Below are 23299 nucleotides of genomic sequence, written 5' to 3' on the forward strand. Positions count from 1 at the left end.
CTAAAGGAGCCGGTTCTGTCCTTCCTTGCCTATTCTACTTTAATTGTATCGAAGAATTTCTCTTGCACTGTTTTGGCAGCAGCTTCAAGCTGTGTCTTAGAATCTGTTCCTTTTTTGGAGAACAGCTCTTGAATTACATTGGACATGGTTGCGTAGTAGTCCTGTGTATTGTATTGCGCTTCCGGTTTACCGTCCAGCAAGCCTAAAATATCAGGGCTGTATTGATATACATTTGTATATTTATCATACACAGCTTTTGTTTTCTTGCCGAAGTCAGAATCTGCAGAATAGTAATCTAAGAGCGGCGGAATAAAGTATTTGCCATCCGTTGTACGTTGTTGCAGAACTGCATCCAGTGCTTCTAGACCTTTATCGGAGAAGTAATCAAATGTAATATAACGGAATGCCATTTCTTGCTCGTCTGGTGTTGCATTTGGATTGATTACAAGGTAGTCACCACCAAGTACCCCAGTGTGTTTTCCGCCTTTTTCCATCGCAGGCATTGGATACGTAAGTACATCTTCTGGTTTCAGACCGCCTTGATTCAACGCTTGCTCAATAACACCGTCAGAACCAGCCATTACCATTGCTGTACGACTTTGTTGGAATGCGCCTACAGCATCGCCCCAGCCCAGTGCCCAGTCCTGAGGAATCGCGTTTGCTTCCCATCTAAGTTTCTTGTAGAAATCCAGCGCTTTAATCCCAGCCTCAGAATTAAAAGTAGCTACAACCTTACCGCCTTCAATCTTCTGAATTTCACCGCCAGCCTCGAACAGGAAGTTGGTCCAGTTCCAGCCTGCTTCATTCCCTTTACCCATTGGAGCAATACCGGAAATCCCTTTTTTGGTATCAGCTACGCCTTTCGCGGTATTCAGCATATCATCCCAAGTCCAATCCATAGATGGAACAGCAACGCCTTTTTCATCCAGCATTTTTTTGTTGATCATTGTGGTTGTTACATAACCCTTTTGAGTTACGCCGAATACTTTTCCGTCAATGATAAATTGGTTTTGGAGAACCGGGTTAATTTGATCCTTAAATTCGTATTTATTCCACAGATCCGTAATGTCAGCTACCCAGCCTTTTTCAACTAGGAATTTTGCTTCTGTAGCGTAAGTGTTAAAGAAGGTTGGAGCTTCATTCGCTGCCATTTTGATGCCGATTTCACTTACATTGTACTGCCAATCGTCTTTGACGATTTCAACATTCGGATACTCCTCTTGGAAACGTTTGATCTTGTCATCTTCCTGTGCTCTAACTTCGGTTAGGTCAGGGGTTGGATAGTGAATTTTGATGGTCACTTTTCTTTGTGTGATATCATCAGTTGGCGCTGCTGTAGCACTGCCAGCATTATCTGTTGCAGCATTCGTTGGCGCAGTAGTCGCTTCCCCTTCCTTGTTTCCTGTTGTGTTTCCGTTATTGTTGTTACCGCCGCATGCGGTTAACAATGATCCGGCCACAAGGAGGCTTAGTAGCACGCTAGAGTACTTACGCATTGAAACTCCCCTTTTCAATTCATAGTTATCTTACATATCGATCATAAAAGAGAAATCGTTTACAAACGAGGTGCATTTATATTCCTTTCATGTGCATGTTTACGATCCGTGACTAAATCGGTCGATCTGCGCTTATCCCTTAACTGCTGATAATGCGACGCCACGCATAATGAACTTTTGGAAGATCAGGAAGACAAGGATCGGCGGCAACGATACGATAAATAGGATAGCGAATTTAATATTCGTATTAAGTGCCTTTACATTAATAACGTATTTATAGATTGCTGTCGCGAGCGTATATTTCTCTTCACTGTGCATAACCAGAGATGGCCAGAACCAGTCATTCCATGCAGTAGAAAAGATAAAGATCGCCAGCGTAGCAAATATCGGAACCGACAATGGCACTGCAATGGAGAAAAAGCTTCTCGGCTCAGAGGAACCGTCGATCCGCGCGGCTTCAAAAATTTCAGGATGTATCCCATCAAAAAAGTTCTTTAGGAGTAGAAAATAGAATGTATTCGCACCAGCCGGCAGCCAAAAGGCAGCGTACTGATTCAGTAATCCGAGCTCTTTTAGATTGACAAAGTTGGGAATCATGTAGCTGGTCGCCGGAATAAACAATGTCATCAGGAAAAAGAAATAAATTGCCTTTCTGTAAGGAACATTCATACGAGAAATGCTGAAAGCAGACATTCCCAATACGACTAGTGTCACGACCATATTCCCCACAAAAATATAAATAGTGTTCTTAAGGTACATCAGCAGATCAATGTAGTTCATCGCTTCTTTAAGGTTGCTGAAGTGCCATTCCTGCGGGAAAAAATGCGGTGGGAATGAGTTCACCTCTTGATTCGATTTCAGTCCGTTAAATAACGTCATACAGATCGGATACAGCATGCTAAACACCATAATCAAAATAACCACGCACATCAAGCCATAAACGATCTTATTGCTTGTTTTTTTCAAATCATGTTCTGAGAGAATCCCTCTATCTGCGCTCTTCATCTTAGTTGTCCTCCTTGTTAAGCTTGAACTGTAAAATGCCCAAACCACCTAGGACTATGAACATTAGCATGCCAAGCGCAGTCGCTGTTCCATAATCGAGTCGCGTAAAAGCATATTTTACGATCAGCAGCGCATAGGTAAGCGTAGTATTATTCGGTCCACCATCAAGCAGCGCCATTTGTGACTGATACCCTTGTGAAGTCCCGATAATCTGTAATATAAACATCAAAATGATCAAATTACGTAGCGAAGGCAATGTGATGTACTTTATACGTGCCCACACACCCGCCCCATCAATCTCAGCTGCTTCATACCAATCCCGCGGAATGCTGAGTACAGCAGCCAAGTATATTAACATCCCTGATCCAAACTGCTGCCACGTCTCCATAAAAACAAGGGAAATCATGGACCACCTTGTATCTGTCAGGAAGGCAACCTGGTCCACACCAAGCGAGCTTAATACTGCATTGATTGGGCCCACAGGATCATAAAGCCATCTCCAGAGTCCATATAGCACCACACCAGGCATTACAAAAGGTAGGTAAGCCGCTACCCGTACAAAGCCCCCGAACCTTCTCAGCTCCGAGATCATAATAGCAAAAGCAATCGGAACCCAGAACCCGATAATAAGACATAGAAGCATGTAATACCCTGTATTTTTTAACGCGGTCAAAACATCCGGATCACTAAGGGCTCTAGCATAGTTCTCAAAACCAACAAAGCTATTCCCTTTTACAAAATCAACATGGTAGAAGCTGTACAACAAGCCTTTAAAAATTGGCACCCACAAGAACATTACAAAAATAATCACAGCAGGTACGAGGAACATATATCCCCAAAAGTTTTTCTTCCAGCGGTTTTGCTTGTAAGGTGTACCCTTCAGCGCCGGCGGATTTTCGGATACAACTGCGGTTTGATTCATCAGGCTCCCTCATTCCATTTTTCTTTCAGCATTTTTCGCAAAATGCTTCCTACCTTAAATTGTAGAAAATGAGGGTTGTACTGAACATGTCTAAATCTACCGAAGTAGTATGTGTTTTTACTTCTTCAATTCACTGGGGCTAATCCCATAATATTTTTTGAAAATTTTACTAAAATGCTCCGGTGATTCATAACCTACGCGCTCGGCGATTTCGTATCTGCGAAGATCTGTGTTCAAAATCATCTCCCGGCTTTCTTCCATCCGCAGCTTAATTACATATTCCCACAGGTTGTAACCTGTATTTTTCTTAAACAGATAGCTCAAATAATTGGGGCTGACATGGTTTTTCTTAGCCACTTCATGGATGGTTAATCCTTTTTGCGCATAGTTCTCGTCAATATACTCTCTCGCTTTCTCTACAATCAGATTGCTGCGTGTATGAAGCTCTTCTACTGAAGGATCGGTTGTGTAGCTGTTCCAATTAAAATCCCCGTAGTAAAACACATAATGGTCATTGTGTTCATTATTCCAGAGAATGGCTTTGGAGGCTTGACGGTTCAATACAGCCATAAAAGAAAGACCCTTGAGAATCTGGCTGATGCCGATAACTGCATTTAAGTGCAGATATTTTTGAATATTAAAATGAAGACTACGGCCAAGGATATCTAGCCTATTAATTTGGCTGGCAGACGAATCTTCATAGCTTTTTTCATCCCACTGAATAATGATCGTAATCTCTTCATCCTCTGCGTAAAAGGCTGTCGAGTTCCACTCCTGATCCATCAGCTCTTTGGCGATATTCAGCGCGGCATAACAAAGAAGCCGTCTGTCCCGCAGGGTGTAGTGCTTCTCCTGATTCGTTCCAGCCAGAGGTACCTTAATTTTTAAGACGGAAAAATACGGCCCTTGCAGCTTCAGGTTATCCAGCTTTTGCAAGCGTTCTGCATCACACAGTACACCTTCAGGCTCAATGAGCAGCTCATTCAATAACTTGCTGTATTCCGGAAGCGGCTCTTCCAGCCGAAAGCTTTCGTTAATACCTGACATGAAAATATCCAATTCTGGTGATGGTTTCCCCATCTTAAGCAGCACATTTCGCACCGAATCCAGAAATTGCTCACTGTTCAAAGGTTTGATCAAATAATCCTTCGCTCCAAGCCTAACGGCCATTTGCGCATATTGAAACGTCTCGTGTGCAGAAATCACGATGGTCTGTACCCAGGGTTTGGCCAATTTTGCATGCTGCATTAGATCAATCCCGCTCATTGCGCCCATCTGAATATCAGTCACGAGCAGGTCTATTTCCTCCATCCGAATGCAGTCCAGCGCTTCAAAACCACTGTTTGCTGTATAAATATGGTCTATGTTTAACCCCGAAGAAGCTAATAAATTGCTCAGCCCTTTACAAATCAAGGGTTCGTCATCCACAACTAATATATTGAACATATCTGTATGCTCCCCTTCCTTAGTCCTGATTCTCTGATTTCGGAAGCTTAACCGTCACCAATGTACCGCCCTCTTTACGAGGGGTATAGCTGATGCCATAATCAGAGCCGAAGTGTAAATGAATACGCTGGTTAATGTTGCGAATCCCGTAACCGCTGGCCGGATTTGGACTGTCGTCATTCAGCACAGCTTCAATGGCCTGATAATCAACAGACTTATAGCCGTTATCTTCAATAGTGATCTCGACGGTATCGTCCACACAAACTGCGCTAATGATGATTTCCCCATCCTCGCCCATATTTTTGACACCATGAATAATAGCATTCTCAATTAACGGCTGCAGGGTAATTTTAGGAATTAGATTTCTTTTCGTATCTGGATGAATCTTCATTACTACACGAAATATATAATCATACCGGTGCTGCTGCAGCTTGATGTAGGCCGTTGCATGCTCCAGCTCTTCTTCAAGGCTAATCAGCTCCCTTCCCCGACTGAGGCTAATCTTCATAAGCTTGGATAATTCCTTGATCATCTCGGCGGATTCAACGTTACCTTCCAGCGAGCTTTTCCAGTAAATACTCTCCAAAGTGTTGTAGAGCAAATGCGGATTGATCTGCTGATAGAGCAGTTGAAGCTGTGATTCCTTCTGTTTTAGCTCCATCTGGTATTTATAAGTAATTAGTCCATTTAGCCTGCGGGCCATGTCATAGGTAGATCCAATCAGCACACTGACCTCATCGTTACTCCCTCTTTTTGGCGTCTCAGGGACACGATTGCCTGGCTCAAACTTCCGGACGAAAAAAGCTAACTTTTGCAAAGGCGTCATTAATGAACGCCAGAAATAAGTAATCATGATTAATCCAAAAACAGCATAGGCCACAGTTATGTATTGAATCACACTTTTCATTTCGTTTTGTTGCTGCAGCAGCGCTTTTACGGCGATTTTGTAGACTAGCTTCTGTCCTAAGGCATGGTTATTATTGACCACATAAATAAAATCCGAGGTAATAACATCCACGGTTCCTTCCAAATCCTCAGCAACGACCGTCTCCGGCAGCGTAATGATCTCACCAGTATTATTCGTAGTAGAAGCGAGTACACGATTATCCAGATCTGTTAAGTAAATATCACCATCAGGCAACGATATGGATTTAAGGGATTCTCCGATTTTTGCGTCCATTTTGGTAATGACTAAAACCCCAATGGTCTCAGCTTTTCTGGAGATGTTATTGACAGCTCTCATATAGGTAAGAGTCTTCAAGTTTTCCGCTTGCGCACTTAGCTTCCCTGTGAATTTTAGAGATCCGCGACCCTTTTTCTGGACAACCTCCTCGAACCAATAGGGCTCTTCCGCTTTGGAAAAGAAATATACCCCCGCCTTCTTAACCTGTGGGAAATTGGGGGCAAAAAAATAATAATCCTCGGGATCGTATATATAAAGGGAATAATAGATGCCGTCCCCACGCTCCGCTCCCTGCGAGTAACTGACCAACAGCTTCTCTATCGTCTCATAACGTTTAACCCGCTCCAGAATGGTATCCGAACCCGTCATATTAATCTGTTGAATCAGAGGATTTTGAATTACAGTGGTAGTAATTTTATTTACGGTATCGATATCTCGGTTAATGATGGTGAAGTTTTGCTTGTTCAGCTCTACATAAGCATTCGTCACATGGCGCTTCAGAATTTGCTCAGCCTTCATATTCCCGTAAATGTTCAAAAACAGAATCGGCGAGATCATAATCAGAAACAGCAGGATAAGCTGTTGTTTGACGTTTAGCTTCAAAATCGGCCTAATCAGCCTAGACAACATCGAGATACACCTCCGGGTTCAATAACTATATCAAAGTGATAAACGCTTACATATGTTTATTTTAAAGTTTTTTATGTTCATTTGTATGTAGTTTTTTCTGTTGGGCGGATAAAAAGAGCATGATGATATGTTCGCCACTACGTAGAGCGTTTGAGCTTACGATCGCTGTTATCCTCAGATTTCCTGATTTTATACCGCTGAGCGGTAGAAATCCGAGGATAAAGGCGACCACTGGCGTTTCTCCAGCTCCAAACCTCCACTTCGCAACTCCATCAACGGAACTCTTAAAAACCGCAAACAGAAAAAGTGGGAGCGGTATAAAGGACACTGCGTGGGGCTAGGAGAAATGAACTCTATATGGAAGAAGTGCCATGTATGTTCTTGAACACTTGAACACTTGAACACTCAAGTACTTCAATACTTGAATGTGCTTTGTCTGTTGGGCGTCTGGATTACTTGATGTGCGATGGTGGTATTGTAGGGCGTTGGATTGCTTAATGTGCGATGGTTGCGTTGTAGGGCGTTGTGGGCGTTGGGTTTCTTGATGTGCGACTTATTACTTATTCGGCGTTTTGCATTCCCACACACACTCTTTTCACGATGAGCGATCGGACTCAGATGCAGCTATTGGGCTAATTTTTGGCTTTTACGGGGAGTTACGGACCCCAGAGGCATTATTCGTTCCAAACGTGTGCGATATGAAGGATTTTCGCGCCAATAGCGACTATGCGGTCCGATAGGATCGCAAATGAGCCGGATTATTACTTATAGCGACTATGCGGTCCGATAAACTGTTGAGCTTTTGACTAACGTTCTGAATGACTTAATATACGGCTAATAGCGACTATGGGGTCCGATCACCGTCTGAGCTTAAGACTAACTATCTGAATTACTTAATGTGCAGCTCAACTACTTATTCGGCGTTTTGCATTCCCACACACACTTTTTTCACGATGAGCTATCGGACTCAGATGCAGCTATTTGAACAAATTCCTGCTTTTACGGGGAGTTTCGGACCCCAGAGGCGTTATTCGTTCCAATCGTGTGCGATGTGAAAGATTTTCGCGCCAATAGCGACTATGCGGTCCGATAGGTTCGCAAATGAGCCGGATTATTACTTATAGAGACTATGAGGTCCGATAGACCCTTTGAGTTTTTGAGTTTTTGAGCTTAAGACTAACTATCTGACTAACTTAATGTGCAGCTCAGCTACTTATTCGGCACTTTGCATTCCCATACACTCTCAGCACGATGAGCGATCGGACTCAGATGCAGCTATTTGAACAAATTCCTGCTTTTACGGGGAGTTTCGGACCCCAGAGGCATTATTCGTTCCAAACGTGTGCGATATGAAGGATTTTCGCGCCAATAGCGACTATGCGGTCCGATAGGTTCGCAAATGAGCCGATTTATGGCTAATAGCGACTATGAGGTCCGATGGACAGTCTGGGCCAGCTAAATACAGAGACTTTGCACAAAAAAAGACCGCCCCCAAAGTCATCCGCTACTTTGGAGTCGGTCCCATGTTCATTTAGAGCTTTAGTCTGTCAGCAGCTCATACAACCCTTTAACGACCAGATCAGCTTCCTTCAGCACCTCAGGTTTGCCGATACCTACAACCTTCATCCCAGCAGCTTTACCTGCTTGAACGCCTGCCTCAGCATCTTCAAACACAACACATTCATCCGGCTGCAAGCCTATCTCCTGAGCCGCGATCAGGAACACCTCTGGGTCCGGTTTGGCTAGTGACACTTTGTTGCCGTCAACAACTGCATCAAATAAGTCTGTAATGTTCAGCTTATTCAAAATAAACTCAGCGTTCTTACTGGCTGAACCTAACGCAATCCCAATCCCACGTGATCTCAATCCTGTTAGGTATTCTTTCACTCCAGGCAGCAGCTCCGATTCCTCGAGTCGAGAAATGTATTCTACGTACAGGCGGTTTTTCTTCTCCGCCATTGCCAGCTTCTCTGCTTCCTCAAATTCCAGGCCACCCACTTCCAGCAGGATATCAAGTGATCTCATCCGGCTCACACCTTTAAGCCGTTCGTTATCCTCCTCCGTGAATTTAAAGCCAAGCTCATCTGCAAGACTCGCCCACGCCAAATAATGATATTTGGCTGTATCTACGATCACGCCATCCAGATCAAAGATGGCGCCTTTCATATTTTCCAACATTGATTTGCTTCCTCTCCGTTGTGTATTAATATTTATAATCCCGTTTCGTCAAAGGCCAGTCGAAGGATCTCACCTGCAGAGCAGGACTTGCCTTCTCCGCCTTGCACCGAGAATACCAAGTCTCCACTGTAATCAGCAGCTGTGATCACAGTGACTTCATCCTTACTGATCCGCAGTTGGATGGTGTCGCCGCGCAGGGTAACCGGAAGCTGAACGGACTGCCAATGTTGCGGCAGAGATGGATTGATGTGCACAACCCCTCCTTCGTAGTCCAACCCAGCGAAGCCAAGAACCGCCGCCATCCAAGCACCACCATTCGCAGCCGGATGAGTCCCTCCGATGTAGAGATCCCCTACATATTGCTTAGATTCGCCGGTGAGATCGACGGTAGCCGTACGCATAAAATACGGATAGCCCCAATCCGGTGAACCAATATCAGCAGCTACCAAAGCGTAGATACAAGGGCTTAAGCTTGATCCGTGTTCCGTACGCGGTTGGTAAAATTCCCAGTTCGCTTGTTTCACTTCCTTGCTAAAGGAGTGCTTGAACAAATTCAGCATCAACACAACGTCTGCTTGTTTAAGTATGGTTGTGGTGGTAGCTAAGCCATTGCCGCCGCCAAAATACTCATTTTTATTAAGCACACGTGATTTCAGTTCTGTTAGTTTTACATCCTCCAAGGTGAGGTACCGGTCGAATTGTTCAATAACAAGACTGGCAGGATCAGGCTGTGGAACGTAAAAGCTATCCAGCATCGTTTTGAACTCCTTCAGGAATGGCCCTGAGCTAAACTGAGCGGACAATTGACTGTAGTCCTCAGGATACTTCTCTTGCAGCAAGGCTGCCGTACGCAAGGCAATCTCAAGCGTCTCTTTAACCAGTGCATTCGTAAAAGCATTATTGTTCACACGCTCATGATATTCATCCGGACCTGTAACATCCAGAATCTCAAACCGCTGTTTAACCGAATTATAGTAAGCGTAAGAGTAGAAAAAGCGAGCGCATTCCCAGATCACCTCTGCTCCTCCACTAGTAAGCAGACTTTCATCCCCTGTGAATTGAACATATTTCCAGATCCCATGCACAACGTCACCACTGATATGAACCTGCTTATCGCGGAAATAGGTGCGCATCGGCCGGCCTGTAAATACATCATTCACATTAAACAAAGTACAGGCATCGTCTCCCGTATCCTGACTTTCCCAAGCATAAAATGCGCCCAAAAATCCATATTCCGCGGCCTTACGGCGAGCACCATCCAATGTATGAATCCGGTACATCATCAAGTTCCGCGCTACCTTAGGATCACTGTGCAGGAAAAACGGCAACATAAACATTTCCGTATCCCAGAATACAGCTCCCTTATATACCTGACCCGATAATCCCCGGGCTGGAATAGACACCTTCTCCGAAACTGTAGGCGCAATGATTAACAGCTGATAGATACTATATCTCAAGGCAAATTGGGCAGCTTCATCACCTTCGATGATTACATCACTGTGTGACCATCTCTCATCCCATATCAGACGGTGAGACTTAAATAACGCCTCATAACCCAGCGCCTCAGCAGCATGGACAGATTTAACAGCTTCCGTCTCCGGCTGATCAGCATCAAGTCCAGTATAGACTGCTACATACTTAAACCATTCATACGTCTCACCCGCACGGGCATCAAAAGAAATCCGGCGAACAGCAGCACCATCTTCCAGTAGCTCCTCACCAAAACTGAATACCGCCCTCTCCGCCACAACCACCGGGATCTTCAATTCTCCGCTAACAGATGAAGAGATCAGTACCTCGTCCTTCAATTGCACCGTTTGTCCGTAGAGATGAGGCCCATTGATATCCCACACATCTACGTCAATTCCCGTCTCAATGGCTACACGGCAGTCATGTGTGCTGCGAATAGAGTATTTACTAACGAGCAAGTGAAGATTATCCAGGCTTACGAAACGATCTGCGGTAAACGTCAACGTCCCGCCGTCAGATACAGCAAATTCAGTGCTCCGATGATGAATGGCATTTCGGATATTTAGCTCCTGAGTATGAGCGACCGGTTCACGGTCAAGCACACTTAAGAGCTGATCATTACAGAAAATTTTGGTCAACAATCCATTAGGGGCATTAACGGGTTCTCTCCATTTGTCTCCTGCTCTGTCATATAGACCTGCGAGGGTGACAGCTACTAGCTCGGTTTTGCTGAATTCCTCCAGTGTGCCACGATATCCCATGTAGCCATTGCCTAGCATATATTTGTTACCGTTTGTCGTCACCAGCTGTTTATCAAAACAACTATCCTTTACGGTCCAATTCATCCTGCCAGCATCCCTTCGCCTAGCGGAAGCGTCTTCCCGGAAGCATCCACTGTAATCGACTGTCCGTACACTATAATTTCGGTACTTCCACCATTAACCGCAGTGATTGTTACTGAATTTTTGTCGACCACAATTCTCAGAAGCACTCCTTCATACAACACTTGGAAGCTATATTCATCCCAGCGTTCTGGCAGGGTTGGCTGAAAGGACAGACGCGCTCCATCCGAACGCATTCCGCCAAAGCCGTAAACAATATTCATCCAAGCAGCAGCAATTGAGGTAGTATGCAGCCCTTCACGGGTATTGCGGTTATAGTTGTCTAAATCCAGTCGAGTAGCAAATTCAAAAAACGAATATGCTTCCTCGGGTTTGCCAATTTCACTTGCCAAAATGGAGTGGATCGAAGGTGACAGCGAAGACTCATGAATACATCTAGGCTCGTAGTATTCATAGTTCGCCAGCTTCGCTTCTTTAGAGAATTGTCCGCTGTACAAGAACATAAACATAAGTACATCCGGCTGCTTAATCATGTCATAGCGATACAAACGATCATATGACCAGTTCGAATATAATGGGAATTCTGTTACCGGAATCGAATGAATATCAATATGTGGCATATCGAAGAACCCGTCATGCTCTTCATAAACTCCTGTCACTTCGTCAACCGGAATCCGCATATGCTGCGCCTTGTTGTCCCAATCGGTGAGTTCCTCGTCATGGAGTCCAGTTTTTTCTACCACAGCTGCAAAAGCAGCAGGAGCCTGTTCTTTCATCTCCCGAAGAGTCTCTAAGGTGTATTCAAAAGATTGTTGAGCCATCAGATTAATGTAACAGTTGTTATTGACCATCAATTGGAACTCATCAGGGCCCATTACGCCAAAATAACCATATTCCCCGCTGCGTTGCCCCCATTGACCACGTGTAGCATAGAATCTGCTGATCTGAATCAGCATCTCAGCCCCTTTACTATGCAGGAAGCTTTTATCACCGGTATTTTTGACATAATGCCAAATGCCATAAGAAACAGCAGTCCCTACATGAAGCTGAAGATTAGAGTGCTGCCAGAGATCACAGCTTTCTGTTCCATCTATAGTAGCAATAGGATAGCAGGCTCCCTCACAATCCACTTCTTTAGCGCGCTGCATAGCCTGTGGCAATGTTTTATATCTGAATTCCAATAAGCTCCGGGCAGCTTTTGGATTATTGAACATATAGAACGGTAAGCAATAGGATTCTGTATCCCAAAAAGCCAACCCACGATATACTTCCCCCGTCAGCCCTTTGGCACCAATATTAAAACCGGGATGATCGCCATGATAGGTCTGATAAAGCTGGAAGATACAGAAACGAATACCCTGTTGATTCTCAGGATCGCCCTCAATTCGGATATCACTTGTCTCCCAGATGCCCTTCCAATAAGCTGTCTGATCAGCGATTATTTGAGTATCCGTCAATTGGCTTGCGGTTTCAGCAAGAGACAGACCTTTGCTCCACAGCTCTTCAGCTGTATGGGCAGAATCACTATCCGAATAGTTCATAACCAGTTTGGTAAAATAGGAGACTTCTCCTTTCGTAAGGTTGAGGGTGAAATTTTGTCCAATAAACTTATCACTCTCAGTAGCAGTGAGCTGTAACGGCTGCGAGGATTGTAAGGTAAAGCTTGAGAACAGCTTATTCCCAGTATTCACTGTACTCGCCATAATAGCAGAGGACGCTCCACTTACTCCGCTGCGGAGATTGTTCCACATACATTCGCCGCGTTCTTCATGAATAATGCCGAAATCAAGACCTGCACAAATGTCCACGCTCCCCGAGAAATTAAGGGGTTCAAATTCCACCCGCTGCAACCCCAAATGAGACATAGTCATACTGACCAGACGTGTAAAGACTACTTTTAGCGACTTGCCATCGTTTAGATGCCAGACTAGCTCTCTCCGATACGTACCCTTACGAAGATCCAACCTACGCACATAATCCGTTACGCTACTTTTTGCTAAATCAAGCTGTTCACCATCTACAGATAGACGTGTATACAGCCAGTCCACTGCATTCACCATATATCTCAGCGAGCGAATAATCCCTTTGTAGTGATTGCCAATATCCAATTGTTCATTTAATCCATTAAAATAACTTCCTTGCAGGGTGTCACCTGAATACCCTTCCTCTGCATATCCCCGTACACCCATATATTCATTACCCAATGAAAAAATAGATTCCGAAGTCCGATTTCGCTCTGGATCAAAGCCCTCTTCAATAATTGCCCACGGATCAACCTTAAGATATTTGTCTGCTACTTTTGCCATATATGATTTCTCCTTCTCCTGATTTTTGCTCCAATTTCAGGATATCGCTGCATAGCAGTAGAGCCAATGTCCGACCGTAATGAAGATGTGTGCATTTATACGGAGTTGAGATAGAACTAATTTCTTGAACATGAATTTCAACTGTGTTATATGTTACAATCTAACGGGGACGCAAAAAAACAGCGATTAACCCAGTATTTGAGAATAATGGATAGCCGCTGTTCATATATCATAAACGTGAGATCACTTACTCTTTTTTAGTTAAAAAGAATATTACATCGAACACTTTAGAAGTGAAATTTATCACAATGTTGAAAATTCGACACTTTTAAACGATTTTTTATAACCAATTCGAGGGATTTTCAAGGTATAATTAATTTAAAATTTACTGAAAAACTGAGGGAATAAAGGGGATGTCGATTATGCTAAAAGAACATTACAATGTTATCGAAGCCCACGGAAATACAAACTGTTTCTCCGAACAGAATTTCAACAGACTTCTAGTTACAATGAAAGAGCGCATAGTTCCAGAGGGTTCACATCTATTCTGGGAAGGCGACTACTCGGATAAATTGTTTTATATCAAACGTGGACGTGTGAAATTAACTAAATCTACTGATGAAGGTAAAGAACTCATTCTTTATATGTATCAAGCTGGTGATATGGTAGGTCAAGCAGATCCATTCTTCAGCACTAAGCATAGCTTTACAGCCGAAGTGATTGAAGAAAGTGAAGTTGGCGTCATCGAACAAAAGGATCTAGAAATTCTCATCTGCCAACATTGTGACTTTGCTATCGACTTTATGAAATGGATGGGTATTCATCACCGTCTCACCCAAACTAAATTCCGTGATCTAATGATGTACGGCAAACCAGGTGCACTCTGCTCCACGCTCATTCGTCTTGGCAACACCTACGGTGAGAAGAGCAGCGATGGTGAGAATATCCTTATCAACAAAAAAATTACGCATACAGATTTGTCCAACATGATCGGTGCCACTCGTGAAAGTGTTAACCGGATGCTGAGCGATCTGCGTAAAAAAGATGCTGTTGAGTATGAGAACGGTATGATTGTCATCAAGGACCTTGGCATGCTGCAAGAAATTTGCCACTGCGAATTGTGTCCGAACGAAATCTGCCGGATCTAATTCCGTTATAATATACCCTCTATTCACCTCAATGAAACATACATGACCCAATTATTCTGCATAATATAAAATAGAGTGGTCCAAGGCGCCTAATGCAGGTGTCTTTTTTTTATATTCAACAAAAAAAGAGCTAAACCCAAGATCGGTTCAGCTCTAATATAGTTAATTAAAAATGGATCTTAACGGTTGTTGCGAGCACCACGCACTGGTGAGATCACCCAATAGGCCATACCGACGAATACGCCTCCACCAATGATATTCCCCAAAGTTACAGGGATCATATTATGCAGCCATCCAGCTATCGTAATGGTTTCCGGATGATTTGGAAGCAACACAGCAACACTAAGCAGAGTCATATTAGCCACACTATGCTCATATCCACTTGCGATAAAGGCAAACAGACACCACCAGATTAAGATTAGCTTAGCAGATTCACTTTTAGCGCGTGAGGACATCCATAGCGCTAAACAGACCAGCCAGTTACATAGGATCCCACGAAAAAACAGCTCAGAGAACGGGAGACTCATTTTTTTAGCAGCGGCTGTAAAAATCAAATGCTCCGGCGGCGCAGCACTGAACAACCCAGTCCCACGAATTAAAAGTGCTAAAATCACTGCACCTACCACATTCCCGATGAATACAAGAATCCAGTTCTTAACGGTATCCCAGATACTGGTTCTGCCTGCCAGTGTACTTACAGTAAAAAACATATTATTCCCGGTAAACAGCTCTGAGCCTGCAAATACTACAAGCGTCAGGGCGATGCCGAAGGATGTGCCCATAATAAGCGGTTGGAAAGGAGATTTGGCAGCCGCTAGCGGTGCTCCTAGGGAGAAAATAAGGATAATCCCAATGCCTACATAAGCACCTGCCAATAGGGCTGCTAGAAAATATCTTGGCATGCTTTCATTCATTTTGTCCCGCTTACTGACTGCCGTCTCTACGATGCTCTCCACACTTTGCGTAAACATAATACTCCACCCCACCGTTTTCTATTAAATCTATTACTACACTCTTCGGTGTCTACACGCTCACTGTAACTTTCTCTCCGTCCAGTGTGACTGGATAAGTCACCACACTACCTTGGTCTGGTGCCTGCACCTCACCCGTGCGCAGATCGATTTTCCAATCGTACAGTGGATCGTACAGATAGTGACCTGACACGATCCCTTCAGCAAGCGGTCCCCCCTTAGGATGAGGACTGCGATTCTCTACTGCATAGATGGCTCCGTCAGAGGCACGGAACACAGCCAGTTCAATATTTCCAGCAATCACTACGCGGCCAATTTGCAGCAGGAAATCCTGTACTGATCCTATTGCATACGTTTGTGTGGTCTTATTCATTGGTCTCTCCCCTTCTGTGTGTGTTATATCCGCTAGACTCTTGTTTCTTCAAAAAGCGCAGTACGAGTGCTGCTGTCATTGAGCATTTTTTTCCAAGGATCCGTAACCTGAGTCAGAGCAAAGTCAATCCGTGCGGCCAGCTCTTTGCGGTTATCTTCATTATTCAAAATGACCATTTGAATCTGCTCAAGTCCCATACGCTCAACCCACTCGGAGGTTCTCTCCAAATAATTGCCGGTCTCACGGTAATATTGCATCACAGCGGAGCACACTTCGATCAACTCTTCATCGGTCTTTATTTTGCAGAAGGAGTCAGCGATCCGTGGCTTGATCCCACCGTTACCACCGATAAACACTTCCCAACCGCCATCATTACCGACGATGCCAATATCCTTCGTACAGGATTCCGCACAGTTACGCGGGCAGCCGTTGACAGCTATTTTAAACTTGGCAGGAAAATCAAGACGTTCATACTTACGTTCTATGAGCGCGCCCATTCCCAGCGAATCCTGTGTGCCGAAACGGCAGAACTGTGAACCCACACAAGTCTTAACGGTACGTAGCGACTTGGCATAACCATAACCTGATGGCATATCGAGCTCTTCCCATACTTTCGGCAGATCCTCTTTTTTCACCCCGATTAGATCCAGGCGTTGCCCACCCGTCACCTTCACAACTTTCACATCATATTTAAGGGAGACATCAGCGATTTTCTTCAAATCCTCCGGTGTCGTTACCCCGCCGTACATGCGTGGAATAACGGTATAGGTTCCGTCTTTCTGAATATTGGCTCCCATACGTTCATTAACAAAGCGTGATTCCTTCTCGTCTTGATGTGTATCCGGATTTATCATCCCCAGATAATAGTTAATCGCCGGACGGCATTTAGAGCAGCCTTCCTCTTGTTTCCAACCCAGTACATGCATAACCTCTTTAGTAGTACTAAGACCTTTAGCTGTAATCTCAGCAACAATCTCATCCCGGCTAAGCGTTGTGCAGCTACAAATTCCTTGCTTGGCAGACTGCTCAAAACTATCACCCAGGACAAATTGTAAAATTTGTTCTACAACCGGTTTACAACCTCCGCAAGAGCGCGTCGCTCCTGTACATGCTTTTATTTCGTCCACAGTAGTAAAACCATTTTCTAAGACCGCATCCACAATCGCTTTTTTCGTAACCCCGTTACAGCCACAAACGATTTCTTCGTCCGCCATCGCTTCTACGGACGTGCTCTTTTTGGCTCCACTTCCGCAGCAGCCCGTACCCATAACCTCTGTATAAATTTCATCGGTCATTACAGCGCCTTGTTTTACTAACTTTTGCAGGTTAGCCGACTCTGTCACATCCCCGAATAGGACTGCACCAACAATGACATTGTCTTTGAGCAGAATTTTCTTATAGGTTCGCTTCCATTCATCTTTGCTTGAGATTACAGTATGTTCAGGAGAATCCATAAACTCACCTGCAGAAAATACATCCACACCGGAAATTTTTAATTTGGTGGAGACAACAGAACCTTCATATGGATTTGTATCACTTCCGCAGAGATGTTTAGCTAGAACCATCCCCTGCTCAAAGAGCGGCGCTACTAATCCGTAACAAACTCCGCGATGTTCGGCACATTCGCCAATGGAATATACATTTTGCATAGAGGTCTGCAAATAATCGTCCACTACAATCCCACGATTAACGGCAATTCCGCTTTCTTTTGCCACAGTTATATTCGGTTTGATGCCTACAGCCATAACTACAAAATCAGCCGCAAGTGAAGTGCCATCACTAAATTGTAATCCACTTACTCTCTGTTCCCCGGTCAATTCTACTGTTTGTTTGCCCATGGCAAATTTCACGCCTTGACGCTCTAGCTCAGCTTGCAACATAGAAGAGGCATTACGATCCAGCTGGCGCTCCATTAGATCTTCCATCAGATGTACTACAGTAACGTCCATGCCAAGGTTCACAAGACCTTTTGCCGCTTCCAATCCAAGTAAACCCCCGCCGATTACCGCCGCTTTGTTGTATTGTTTAGCCGCAGCCAGCATCGCATCACAATCTGCAATATCCCGGAAACCCACTACGCCTTCCTTATCACAACCAGGTACAGGTAAAATAAATGAATTCGAACCCGTTGCAATAATCACTTTATCGTAAGAAACAGCCATACCGTTATCCGCAATTACTTGCTTGGAATGCTCGTCAATTCGTGTAACTGTTGTTGCTGTATGCAAGGTAATGTTGTTATCTTCATACCAATTCCAGTCGTTTAGGATGATATCGTTGATGGTTTTGCTGCCTTCGAGAACATAGGACAACATGATCCGATTATAATTGGGATGAGGTTCGCTTCCAAAGACCGTAATGTCATAAGCTCCACCTAGCTTCAATATTTGCTCTAGCGTACCTATGCCTGCCATACCGTTGCCGACTAATACTAATTTTTCTCTCTTCGCTGCCATGGTTAGGTGCCTCCTCATTCTTATCCGTTCTTGTTGAACTTTGCTTCAACTTCTCTTCTACATAATGGAATTATACATTTCAAAATTTAAGAGAGATTGTGATTACAGTCACATTAAATGTGAATGTTTTCACATAAAAATAAGACAACTTTATTAGGTTATAACTTCCAATTAAAAAAGCCAGATCACGGATTCTGAGCAACCGTAGATCTGGCATTTATGTACTTTTTTTTAACGTATAGCCAATAAAATCTCCAATTCATCCTGCACTCTAAGCTTCATGTCCATTCCATTCTCAAGCAGCTGCTTCCCATTCACCTTCATCTTCCAAACTTCATTGCTAAGAGGAGTATAATCACCAATGGATAACACCTTTTTGTTGTCTTCGGTCAACTGCACCACACTGCTGTTCTTCAACAAACCTCTCACTGTTAAATCTTCAGTAAATCCCATAACATATGAATGATTCAAATTCACTTGCTCACTTCCACCATTCACGGTCAACAACACAATTTGAAGGGGTTCCTCTTGTTCCTTAGACATCGCCGTAATTACTAATTTTGATTCATGCCCGACTGTTCGACCCCAATCCTCAGGTCCAATGGTCTCCCCATCCATTTGCAGCTCCCAATTCATTCCTGGACCGAGTGAAATATTATTCACCGTTAGAATGCTTGTGTTATCCTCAGAAAAGGTGGCCTTCCCACTACCTTTCAGTAGGTCAAAGATCGTTATCCCTTTTCTGTAGCTCTCGCTAAGCTGCTTGTCCAAAGGGTTGGTAAGCAAGTCATTTCCCGCAACGATAAGCGAAAGCGTAGGCCCGTCTGATCCTGCTAAGCCATTATTCCCTTCATTATTAACGTCAGCAAGAGTGGAACATCCACCTATTATGAATACGATGACTAATCCTAGTAACAACCTCCACATATATTTCGTGGGCATAGTGACACCACCTTGTCCCGCCTAATGACCACACAGCGTCTCAGGCTTGTAGTAAGTTATGCATACTGTCTATTTAAGAATAACGTAAATAAGCTTTGTTCTCAAATATAAAAAAAGTCCCCTAAGGGACTCTATGAAAACTCATTTTTTCTACTGGAATCTAGGGAACAATATATTATTCTCCAGATGAACATGTTCAAAAGTCATGCTCTCCAGCTCCTCTAGCCGGGCATAAGTCAAACGATAGGTTGTACAAGCATGAGCCGGTGGGGTGAAATCAGCTGTTATTTTGCGTATTTGTCTCAATAGTTCGCCTGCTGTGTCATGTTCACTCTCAAGTTCAATTAATGCCTCGCGAAGTATGGTCAGCCCTTCTTCACTTGGATTGGCATCATATGCTAATAATTTTGGAAACTCATCTTCCTCTTCTTTAGCTGTATGCTGAAGCAGATCTTCCTTAAGTGCATTAAACAAACTATATAACTCTTCTAAATGGGGGGAATCTCCGCCATGAACCCGGTATACCTTAGTTACATTTTGGCTAATCAGGGGCAGCTCTTCACGCAGGTAATGGTGATGTTTACTCACGATATGCTCGATTAACTCTGCAGAAGGTGCTGTGTTCCATGCGAGTTCTTCTTGAGGTACCGGATATTCCTCGAACAGCTTGTTGAGATCACTAATGATCATCTCTTGATCTAGTCCACGCTCTACAGCTGCTTCAGCAAGAGGTTTGGCGCCTCCACAGCAGAAATCAATCCGTTTGGACTTGAAATAATCCGCAGCTTTTGGGAATTGTAGCACAATATCTTTTACCAGGGCATCTGGAGTAAATCCAGGTTGCACCGATTGCTTATGCTGTAAATCCGAAATTCTATCATTAGGTTGTTTAGTTTCCATAATAGTTCCTCCTCGGGATATGTGATCAGGTTCTGAAAAAATCTTTTCTACCTGTTCACCTTAACCCTGAAAGGAGTTTTGACTTGTGATTGTACTCACGAAAATTGTATCTCTTTGTTGAACGAAAAAGGTCAATTATGGAGATAAATCCCCACAATTGACCTGTCCTTTGTTTACCACACGGGCATCAATAATGTTATTTGTCTTACATTTATCTATTTGGTCACACCAAATCTGTATCTTCTATTGAACATAAGCCTGCATATACGTTCGCTTACCCTTTGCGTCCTTCAAATAAGGTCCTAAGCCAGCAAAGCGGGAGTGATCCATATAAACACCAGTCATCCATCTGCCTTCTGTTAGGCCTCCGTTCCATTTGAGGACAAGGTCAGGGGCGGATATCCATTCCTGATATATCTTTATATTCTGATCTTTGTACTCTTTACAAGGCTTAGACTGCTCCAGAAGACGTAGATCATTAAGGTAAGTTGGCACGAAATAAGAGGATATCGTATGCAAATCATCTTCATCAAAAAAGGGCTCATCCCCTAAAAAGGGTTTGAATAATACGGTATTCTCGTACATGGACCAAATTAGGGCTTGTAGCACCATGCTTTGGCGAATGCCATTATGGAACTTATATTGTCGTTGATTACTCGCCACATTCACTTCTTGAAGAGGTTCCGTCGACTCCAGGCAATGCCGTTCACAGCCGATACATTTCCAGCCAGAAGGACTTTGAATCCATTTTTGAAAAATAGTCCCGCTATCATTGTTGCCTTTGTAGAGTGAAGAGATAATGCTGTAAGGCACGCCAATCCACGCATCCCATAAGGAATCTGGAAGATGGCTATGCAGCATGAACAACGTCTTGTCATAGATGAGCTGTACTTTGATAGAAGCGTTCTCCAGCTCAGCAACATCCTTTTTTCCATACGTTATTTCCCGGGAAAACAGGGTGGTCTTCATCTCCCTCGCCTCCTAATAGTTTTGCTATGCCTGTACTCCAGCTGAGTAGATTTGAGCAAAAACCAATATTGCAAGCGTTTCCATGCAAGGAACATACAACGTTTTTTCTATTATATTACAGATTTTTTCGATCTGTGCAAGGTTTTTATTTAAAAATTGAAAAGCCCTCCTCCGTTCTTCAGGAAAAAGGGCCACAACACGACTTTGATTTCTACTCTACCCAGCTCTCAGCCCAAGACTGAATCTGCTGCATAACAGGCTCCAGCGCACGGCCTTTGTCTGTTAGTTCATATTCAATACGCACAGGTGTTTCCGGGTATACATGTCTAACCAGAATACCCTCACCTTCCAAATCCTTCATCCGCTCGGACAGCATCTTATCGCTCATTGAAGGAATGAGGCCGGAAATATCTTTAAACCGCTTCGGTCCACTCATCAATGTCTGAATAATAAGTCCATTCCAACGTTTGCCTAAGAAAGAGAAGGCTGTCTCAAATCTGGGACACATCGAAATTTGATGTTCTTCCATTGTTCTCACCTCTCACTAGCGAAACTTACTATTAGTTAGTATATATAATATTAACACATTTCATCCCTGATGAACATCGTTTACTAAAAAAAGTTCATCTGACATTATCATTATATCCTCGTTGTCAATCCCCTGTATGTGCTTTAGATTCCCTTTTAGAGATCGCTTCTGTCACGATTTGCGCCAAGTCATCATTTCCGAATAAGGAGAGTACGCCCAGAACTGTGTCATCAGAAATATCCCCTGCTTCCTCCGCAGAAACCGTTAGGGCAAGCGCTTTTCGCAAGGCTTCATTCCCTTCTTGCTGTGGATAAGCCTGTAAATATAAACTGTGCGGGTCGAGTCCTTGATTCACGCACCACTGGGCGAATACAAGGATCATCATCTCTTCCTCACGCTTATAGCTTTCGATGATTTGTTCCTCCACTAATTTACGGTTGTCTTCCATATTTTACTCCTTTCTTAGAGACCTCATTCAGCAAGCTGAGCTGCCAATCTATGACTAGGCAGAACTGCTGAAGCAGCAATACTGCATAACTCTGGTGTATTTATATTGTTCAGGAAATGATCTACCACTCCACCAAAACCTCTTCTATCCAGCACCGTATCCCAGCTTCCAAAGCTCTGGGTCCGTGGCAAAGCATTTTTTTCATATAGGATGGCTTGGTCCAGATCTGCCACTTCCACCGAACGTCCATTACCGTGCAGCTCCAGCTTCTCCAAATCAACACCCGCCTCACGAACCATACTATACATCCCCACTGAGCCTTGCTCCCAACCCAGCATTCCAGATGCCTGCACAAGTCGCCCCTCTCCATTGGATTGAAGATTACTGCGAAGCAGCTCATACTGATCTCCACATAACCATAACAGCAGATCGAGCATATGAATCAAGTCGTCATGCACAGTCTCACGGCTGCTGCCTAACTGCAGCTTCGTGCGATGTTTAATCGCGTGGCAATGGCTAATGCCTCCGGCTTCCTCGAGCCAACTCTTGGCAGTGACATACATTGGGGCAAAACGCCGATTAAAGCCCACGCCTAGCAGCAGCCCTTTATTTTCTGCCAGCTCTGCCATCCTTCTGGATTCTTCCAGATCATAGGACAGCGGCTTATCTACATACACCGAAATCCCATGTTCGAGACATTTTGTTACTATATCATAATGGGTCGTCGTTGGGCTATGCACAAATACTGCATCCAGATCCCAAGACAACAGCTCGTCCAAATTTGTCGTACCTTTAGGAAAACGGTAGGCTTTAACAGCTTGCTCTACTGTTGTGGATGAGTGACTGAGAACCCCCACTACCTCAACTTGTCCATGCTGAGAGAGCAGTGGCAAATATACTTTGCGGGCGATATTGCCAATCCCGATGATGGCGACTCTTTTGCGTGCAGAAACGATCAATGATTTAACTCCCCTCTTTATAATTCAAGAATTTATCTCTCTCTTTGTTCTCTATAAATGCTATTATACCTGCTTGGCGTTCGCCGACAATGATCTTCACTTCAATATTTACTTTTTATCCCGTAT

Annotated in this window: 18 protein-coding genes; 1 reads left to right on the top strand and 17 read right to left on the bottom strand. The window is 43.9% G+C overall.

Annotated elements, in window-relative coordinates:
• Positions 1 to 29: 29 nt before the first annotated feature.
• The 8 genes from MHB56_RS06070 to MHB56_RS06105 form a co-directional block, all read right to left on the bottom strand.
• A complete protein-coding gene (locus tag MHB56_RS06070; RefSeq protein WP_076129626.1) occupies positions 30 to 1496 on the bottom strand; it encodes an ABC transporter substrate-binding protein in 1467 nt (488 codons plus the stop codon).
• Positions 1497 to 1628: 132 nt separating this feature from the next.
• Entirely contained in the window at positions 1629 to 2501 is an 873-nt protein-coding gene (locus MHB56_RS06075; protein WP_341143377.1) for a carbohydrate ABC transporter permease, read from the bottom strand.
• Between the two features lies 1 nt (position 2502).
• Entirely contained in the window at positions 2503 to 3330 is an 828-nt protein-coding gene (locus tag MHB56_RS06080) for a carbohydrate ABC transporter permease (protein WP_370510708.1), read from the bottom strand.
• A 210-nt stretch (positions 3331 to 3540) separates the two neighbouring features.
• Positions 3541 to 4869 carry a response regulator gene (locus MHB56_RS06085; RefSeq protein ID WP_076278412.1) on the bottom strand — a complete coding sequence of 443 codons (1329 nt, stop codon included), beginning with the start codon at positions 4867 to 4869 and terminating at the stop codon, positions 3541 to 3543.
• Between the two features lie 19 nt (positions 4870 to 4888).
• Positions 4889 to 6682, bottom strand: a complete 1794-nt coding sequence (locus tag MHB56_RS06090; protein ID WP_076129623.1) for a cache domain-containing sensor histidine kinase — start codon at positions 6680 to 6682, stop codon at positions 4889 to 4891.
• A 1539-nt stretch (positions 6683 to 8221) separates the two neighbouring features.
• Positions 8222 to 8860 carry a beta-phosphoglucomutase gene (gene pgmB / locus MHB56_RS06095; protein WP_076302713.1) on the bottom strand — a complete coding sequence of 213 codons (639 nt, stop codon included), beginning with the start codon at positions 8858 to 8860 and terminating at the stop codon, positions 8222 to 8224.
• Positions 8861 to 8892: 32 nt separating this feature from the next.
• Positions 8893 to 11175 carry a glycosyl hydrolase family 65 protein gene (locus MHB56_RS06100; protein WP_341143378.1) on the bottom strand — a complete coding sequence of 761 codons (2283 nt, stop codon included), beginning with the start codon at positions 11173 to 11175 and terminating at the stop codon, positions 8893 to 8895.
• Positions 11172 to 13478: a glycoside hydrolase family 65 protein gene (locus tag MHB56_RS06105; RefSeq protein ID WP_341143379.1), complete on the bottom strand. Its 2307-nt coding sequence runs from the start codon at positions 13476 to 13478 to the stop codon at positions 11172 to 11174. The genes MHB56_RS06100 and MHB56_RS06105 overlap by 4 nt, the downstream gene beginning before the upstream one ends.
• 422 nt (positions 13479 to 13900) lie before the next feature.
• Between MHB56_RS06105 and MHB56_RS06110 the strand changes: the two genes are divergently transcribed.
• Positions 13901 to 14626 (top strand): Crp/Fnr family transcriptional regulator, encoded by a 726-nt coding sequence (locus tag MHB56_RS06110; RefSeq protein WP_036682945.1) that lies wholly within the window; start codon positions 13901 to 13903, stop codon positions 14624 to 14626.
• A 179-nt stretch (positions 14627 to 14805) separates the two neighbouring features.
• Here the strand turns inward: MHB56_RS06110 and MHB56_RS06115 are convergent, their stop codons facing one another.
• The 9 genes from MHB56_RS06115 to MHB56_RS06155 all read right to left on the bottom strand — a co-directional run bounded on the left by MHB56_RS06115 (position 14806) and on the right by MHB56_RS06155 (position 23170).
• The gene (locus MHB56_RS06115) at positions 14806 to 15597 is read right to left on the bottom strand and encodes a formate/nitrite transporter family protein (protein ID WP_076281375.1); all 792 of its coding nucleotides are present in this window, start codon (positions 15595 to 15597) and stop codon (positions 14806 to 14808) included.
• A 52-nt stretch (positions 15598 to 15649) separates the two neighbouring features.
• A complete protein-coding gene (gene nirD, locus MHB56_RS06120; protein ID WP_076193069.1) occupies positions 15650 to 15970 on the bottom strand; it encodes a nitrite reductase small subunit NirD in 321 nt (106 codons plus the stop codon).
• Positions 15971 to 16002: 32 nt separating this feature from the next.
• Positions 16003 to 18426, bottom strand: coding sequence for a nitrite reductase large subunit NirB (gene nirB / locus MHB56_RS06125; RefSeq protein WP_076308945.1), 2424 nt, complete (start codon positions 18424 to 18426; stop codon positions 16003 to 16005).
• A 231-nt stretch (positions 18427 to 18657) separates the two neighbouring features.
• The gene (locus tag MHB56_RS06130) at positions 18658 to 19368 is read right to left on the bottom strand and encodes a hypothetical protein (RefSeq protein WP_248548405.1); all 711 of its coding nucleotides are present in this window, start codon (positions 19366 to 19368) and stop codon (positions 18658 to 18660) included.
• A 150-nt stretch (positions 19369 to 19518) separates the two neighbouring features.
• Positions 19519 to 20214 (bottom strand): iron-sulfur cluster repair di-iron protein, encoded by a 696-nt coding sequence (gene ric, locus MHB56_RS06135; RefSeq protein ID WP_248548611.1) that lies wholly within the window; start codon positions 20212 to 20214, stop codon positions 19519 to 19521.
• Between the two features lie 297 nt (positions 20215 to 20511).
• Positions 20512 to 21237, bottom strand: coding sequence for a hypothetical protein (locus MHB56_RS06140; RefSeq protein WP_076302708.1), 726 nt, complete (start codon positions 21235 to 21237; stop codon positions 20512 to 20514).
• Positions 21238 to 21448: 211 nt separating this feature from the next.
• Positions 21449 to 21766, bottom strand: a complete 318-nt coding sequence (locus MHB56_RS06145) for a winged helix-turn-helix transcriptional regulator (protein ID WP_036682958.1) — start codon at positions 21764 to 21766, stop codon at positions 21449 to 21451.
• 124 nt (positions 21767 to 21890) lie between these two features.
• Positions 21891 to 22214, bottom strand: coding sequence for a hypothetical protein (locus MHB56_RS06150; protein WP_076184188.1), 324 nt, complete (start codon positions 22212 to 22214; stop codon positions 21891 to 21893).
• A 23-nt stretch (positions 22215 to 22237) separates the two neighbouring features.
• On the bottom strand, positions 22238 to 23170 hold the full coding sequence (locus tag MHB56_RS06155; protein ID WP_445253427.1) for a Gfo/Idh/MocA family protein: 933 nt from the start codon (positions 23168 to 23170) through the stop codon (positions 22238 to 22240).
• Positions 23171 to 23299 lie beyond the last annotated feature (129 nt).

Source organism: Paenibacillus sp. FSL H8-0315 (assembly GCF_038005365.1).
Taxonomy (GTDB): Bacteria; Bacillota; Bacilli; order Paenibacillales; family Paenibacillaceae; genus Paenibacillus_AQ; species Paenibacillus_AQ odorifer.

Bases quoted from the DNA above. Each gene is read 5' to 3' on its own strand.
- MHB56_RS06115 (WP_076281375.1), bottom strand. From the start codon at position 15,597: ATGTTTACGCAAAGTGTGGAGAGCATCGTAGAGACGGCAGTCAGTAAG.
- MHB56_RS06080 (WP_370510708.1), bottom strand. From the start codon at position 3,330: ATGTTCCTCGTACCTGCTGTGATTATTTTTGTAATGTTCTTGTGGGTG.
- MHB56_RS06130 (WP_248548405.1), bottom strand. From the start codon at position 19,368: ATGCCCACGAAATATATGTGGAGGTTGTTACTAGGATTAGTCATCGTA.
- MHB56_RS06070 (WP_076129626.1), bottom strand. From the start codon at position 1,496: ATGCGTAAGTACTCTAGCGTGCTACTAAGCCTCCTTGTGGCCGGATCA.
- MHB56_RS06110 (WP_036682945.1), top strand. From the start codon at position 13,901: ATGCTAAAAGAACATTACAATGTTATCGAAGCCCACGGAAATACAAAC.
- MHB56_RS06100 (WP_341143378.1), bottom strand. From the start codon at position 11,175: ATGAATTGGACCGTAAAGGATAGTTGTTTTGATAAACAGCTGGTGACG.
- MHB56_RS06140 (WP_076302708.1), bottom strand. From the start codon at position 21,237: ATGAAGACCACCCTGTTTTCCCGGGAAATAACGTATGGAAAAAAGGAT.
- MHB56_RS06090 (WP_076129623.1), bottom strand. From the start codon at position 6,682: ATGTTGTCTAGGCTGATTAGGCCGATTTTGAAGCTAAACGTCAAACAA.
- MHB56_RS06075 (WP_341143377.1), bottom strand. From the start codon at position 2,501: ATGAAGAGCGCAGATAGAGGGATTCTCTCAGAACATGATTTGAAAAAA.
- MHB56_RS06105 (WP_341143379.1), bottom strand. From the start codon at position 13,478: ATGGCAAAAGTAGCAGACAAATATCTTAAGGTTGATCCGTGGGCAATT.
- MHB56_RS06085 (WP_076278412.1), bottom strand. From the start codon at position 4,869: ATGTTCAATATATTAGTTGTGGATGACGAACCCTTGATTTGTAAAGGG.
- nirD (WP_076193069.1), bottom strand. From the start codon at position 15,970: ATGAATAAGACCACACAAACGTATGCAATAGGATCAGTACAGGATTTC.
- nirB (WP_076308945.1), bottom strand. From the start codon at position 18,426: ATGGCAGCGAAGAGAGAAAAATTAGTATTAGTCGGCAACGGTATGGCA.
- MHB56_RS06150 (WP_076184188.1), bottom strand. From the start codon at position 22,214: ATGGAAGACAACCGTAAATTAGTGGAGGAACAAATCATCGAAAGCTAT.
- pgmB (WP_076302713.1), bottom strand. From the start codon at position 8,860: ATGTTGGAAAATATGAAAGGCGCCATCTTTGATCTGGATGGCGTGATC.
- MHB56_RS06145 (WP_036682958.1), bottom strand. From the start codon at position 21,766: ATGGAAGAACATCAAATTTCGATGTGTCCCAGATTTGAGACAGCCTTC.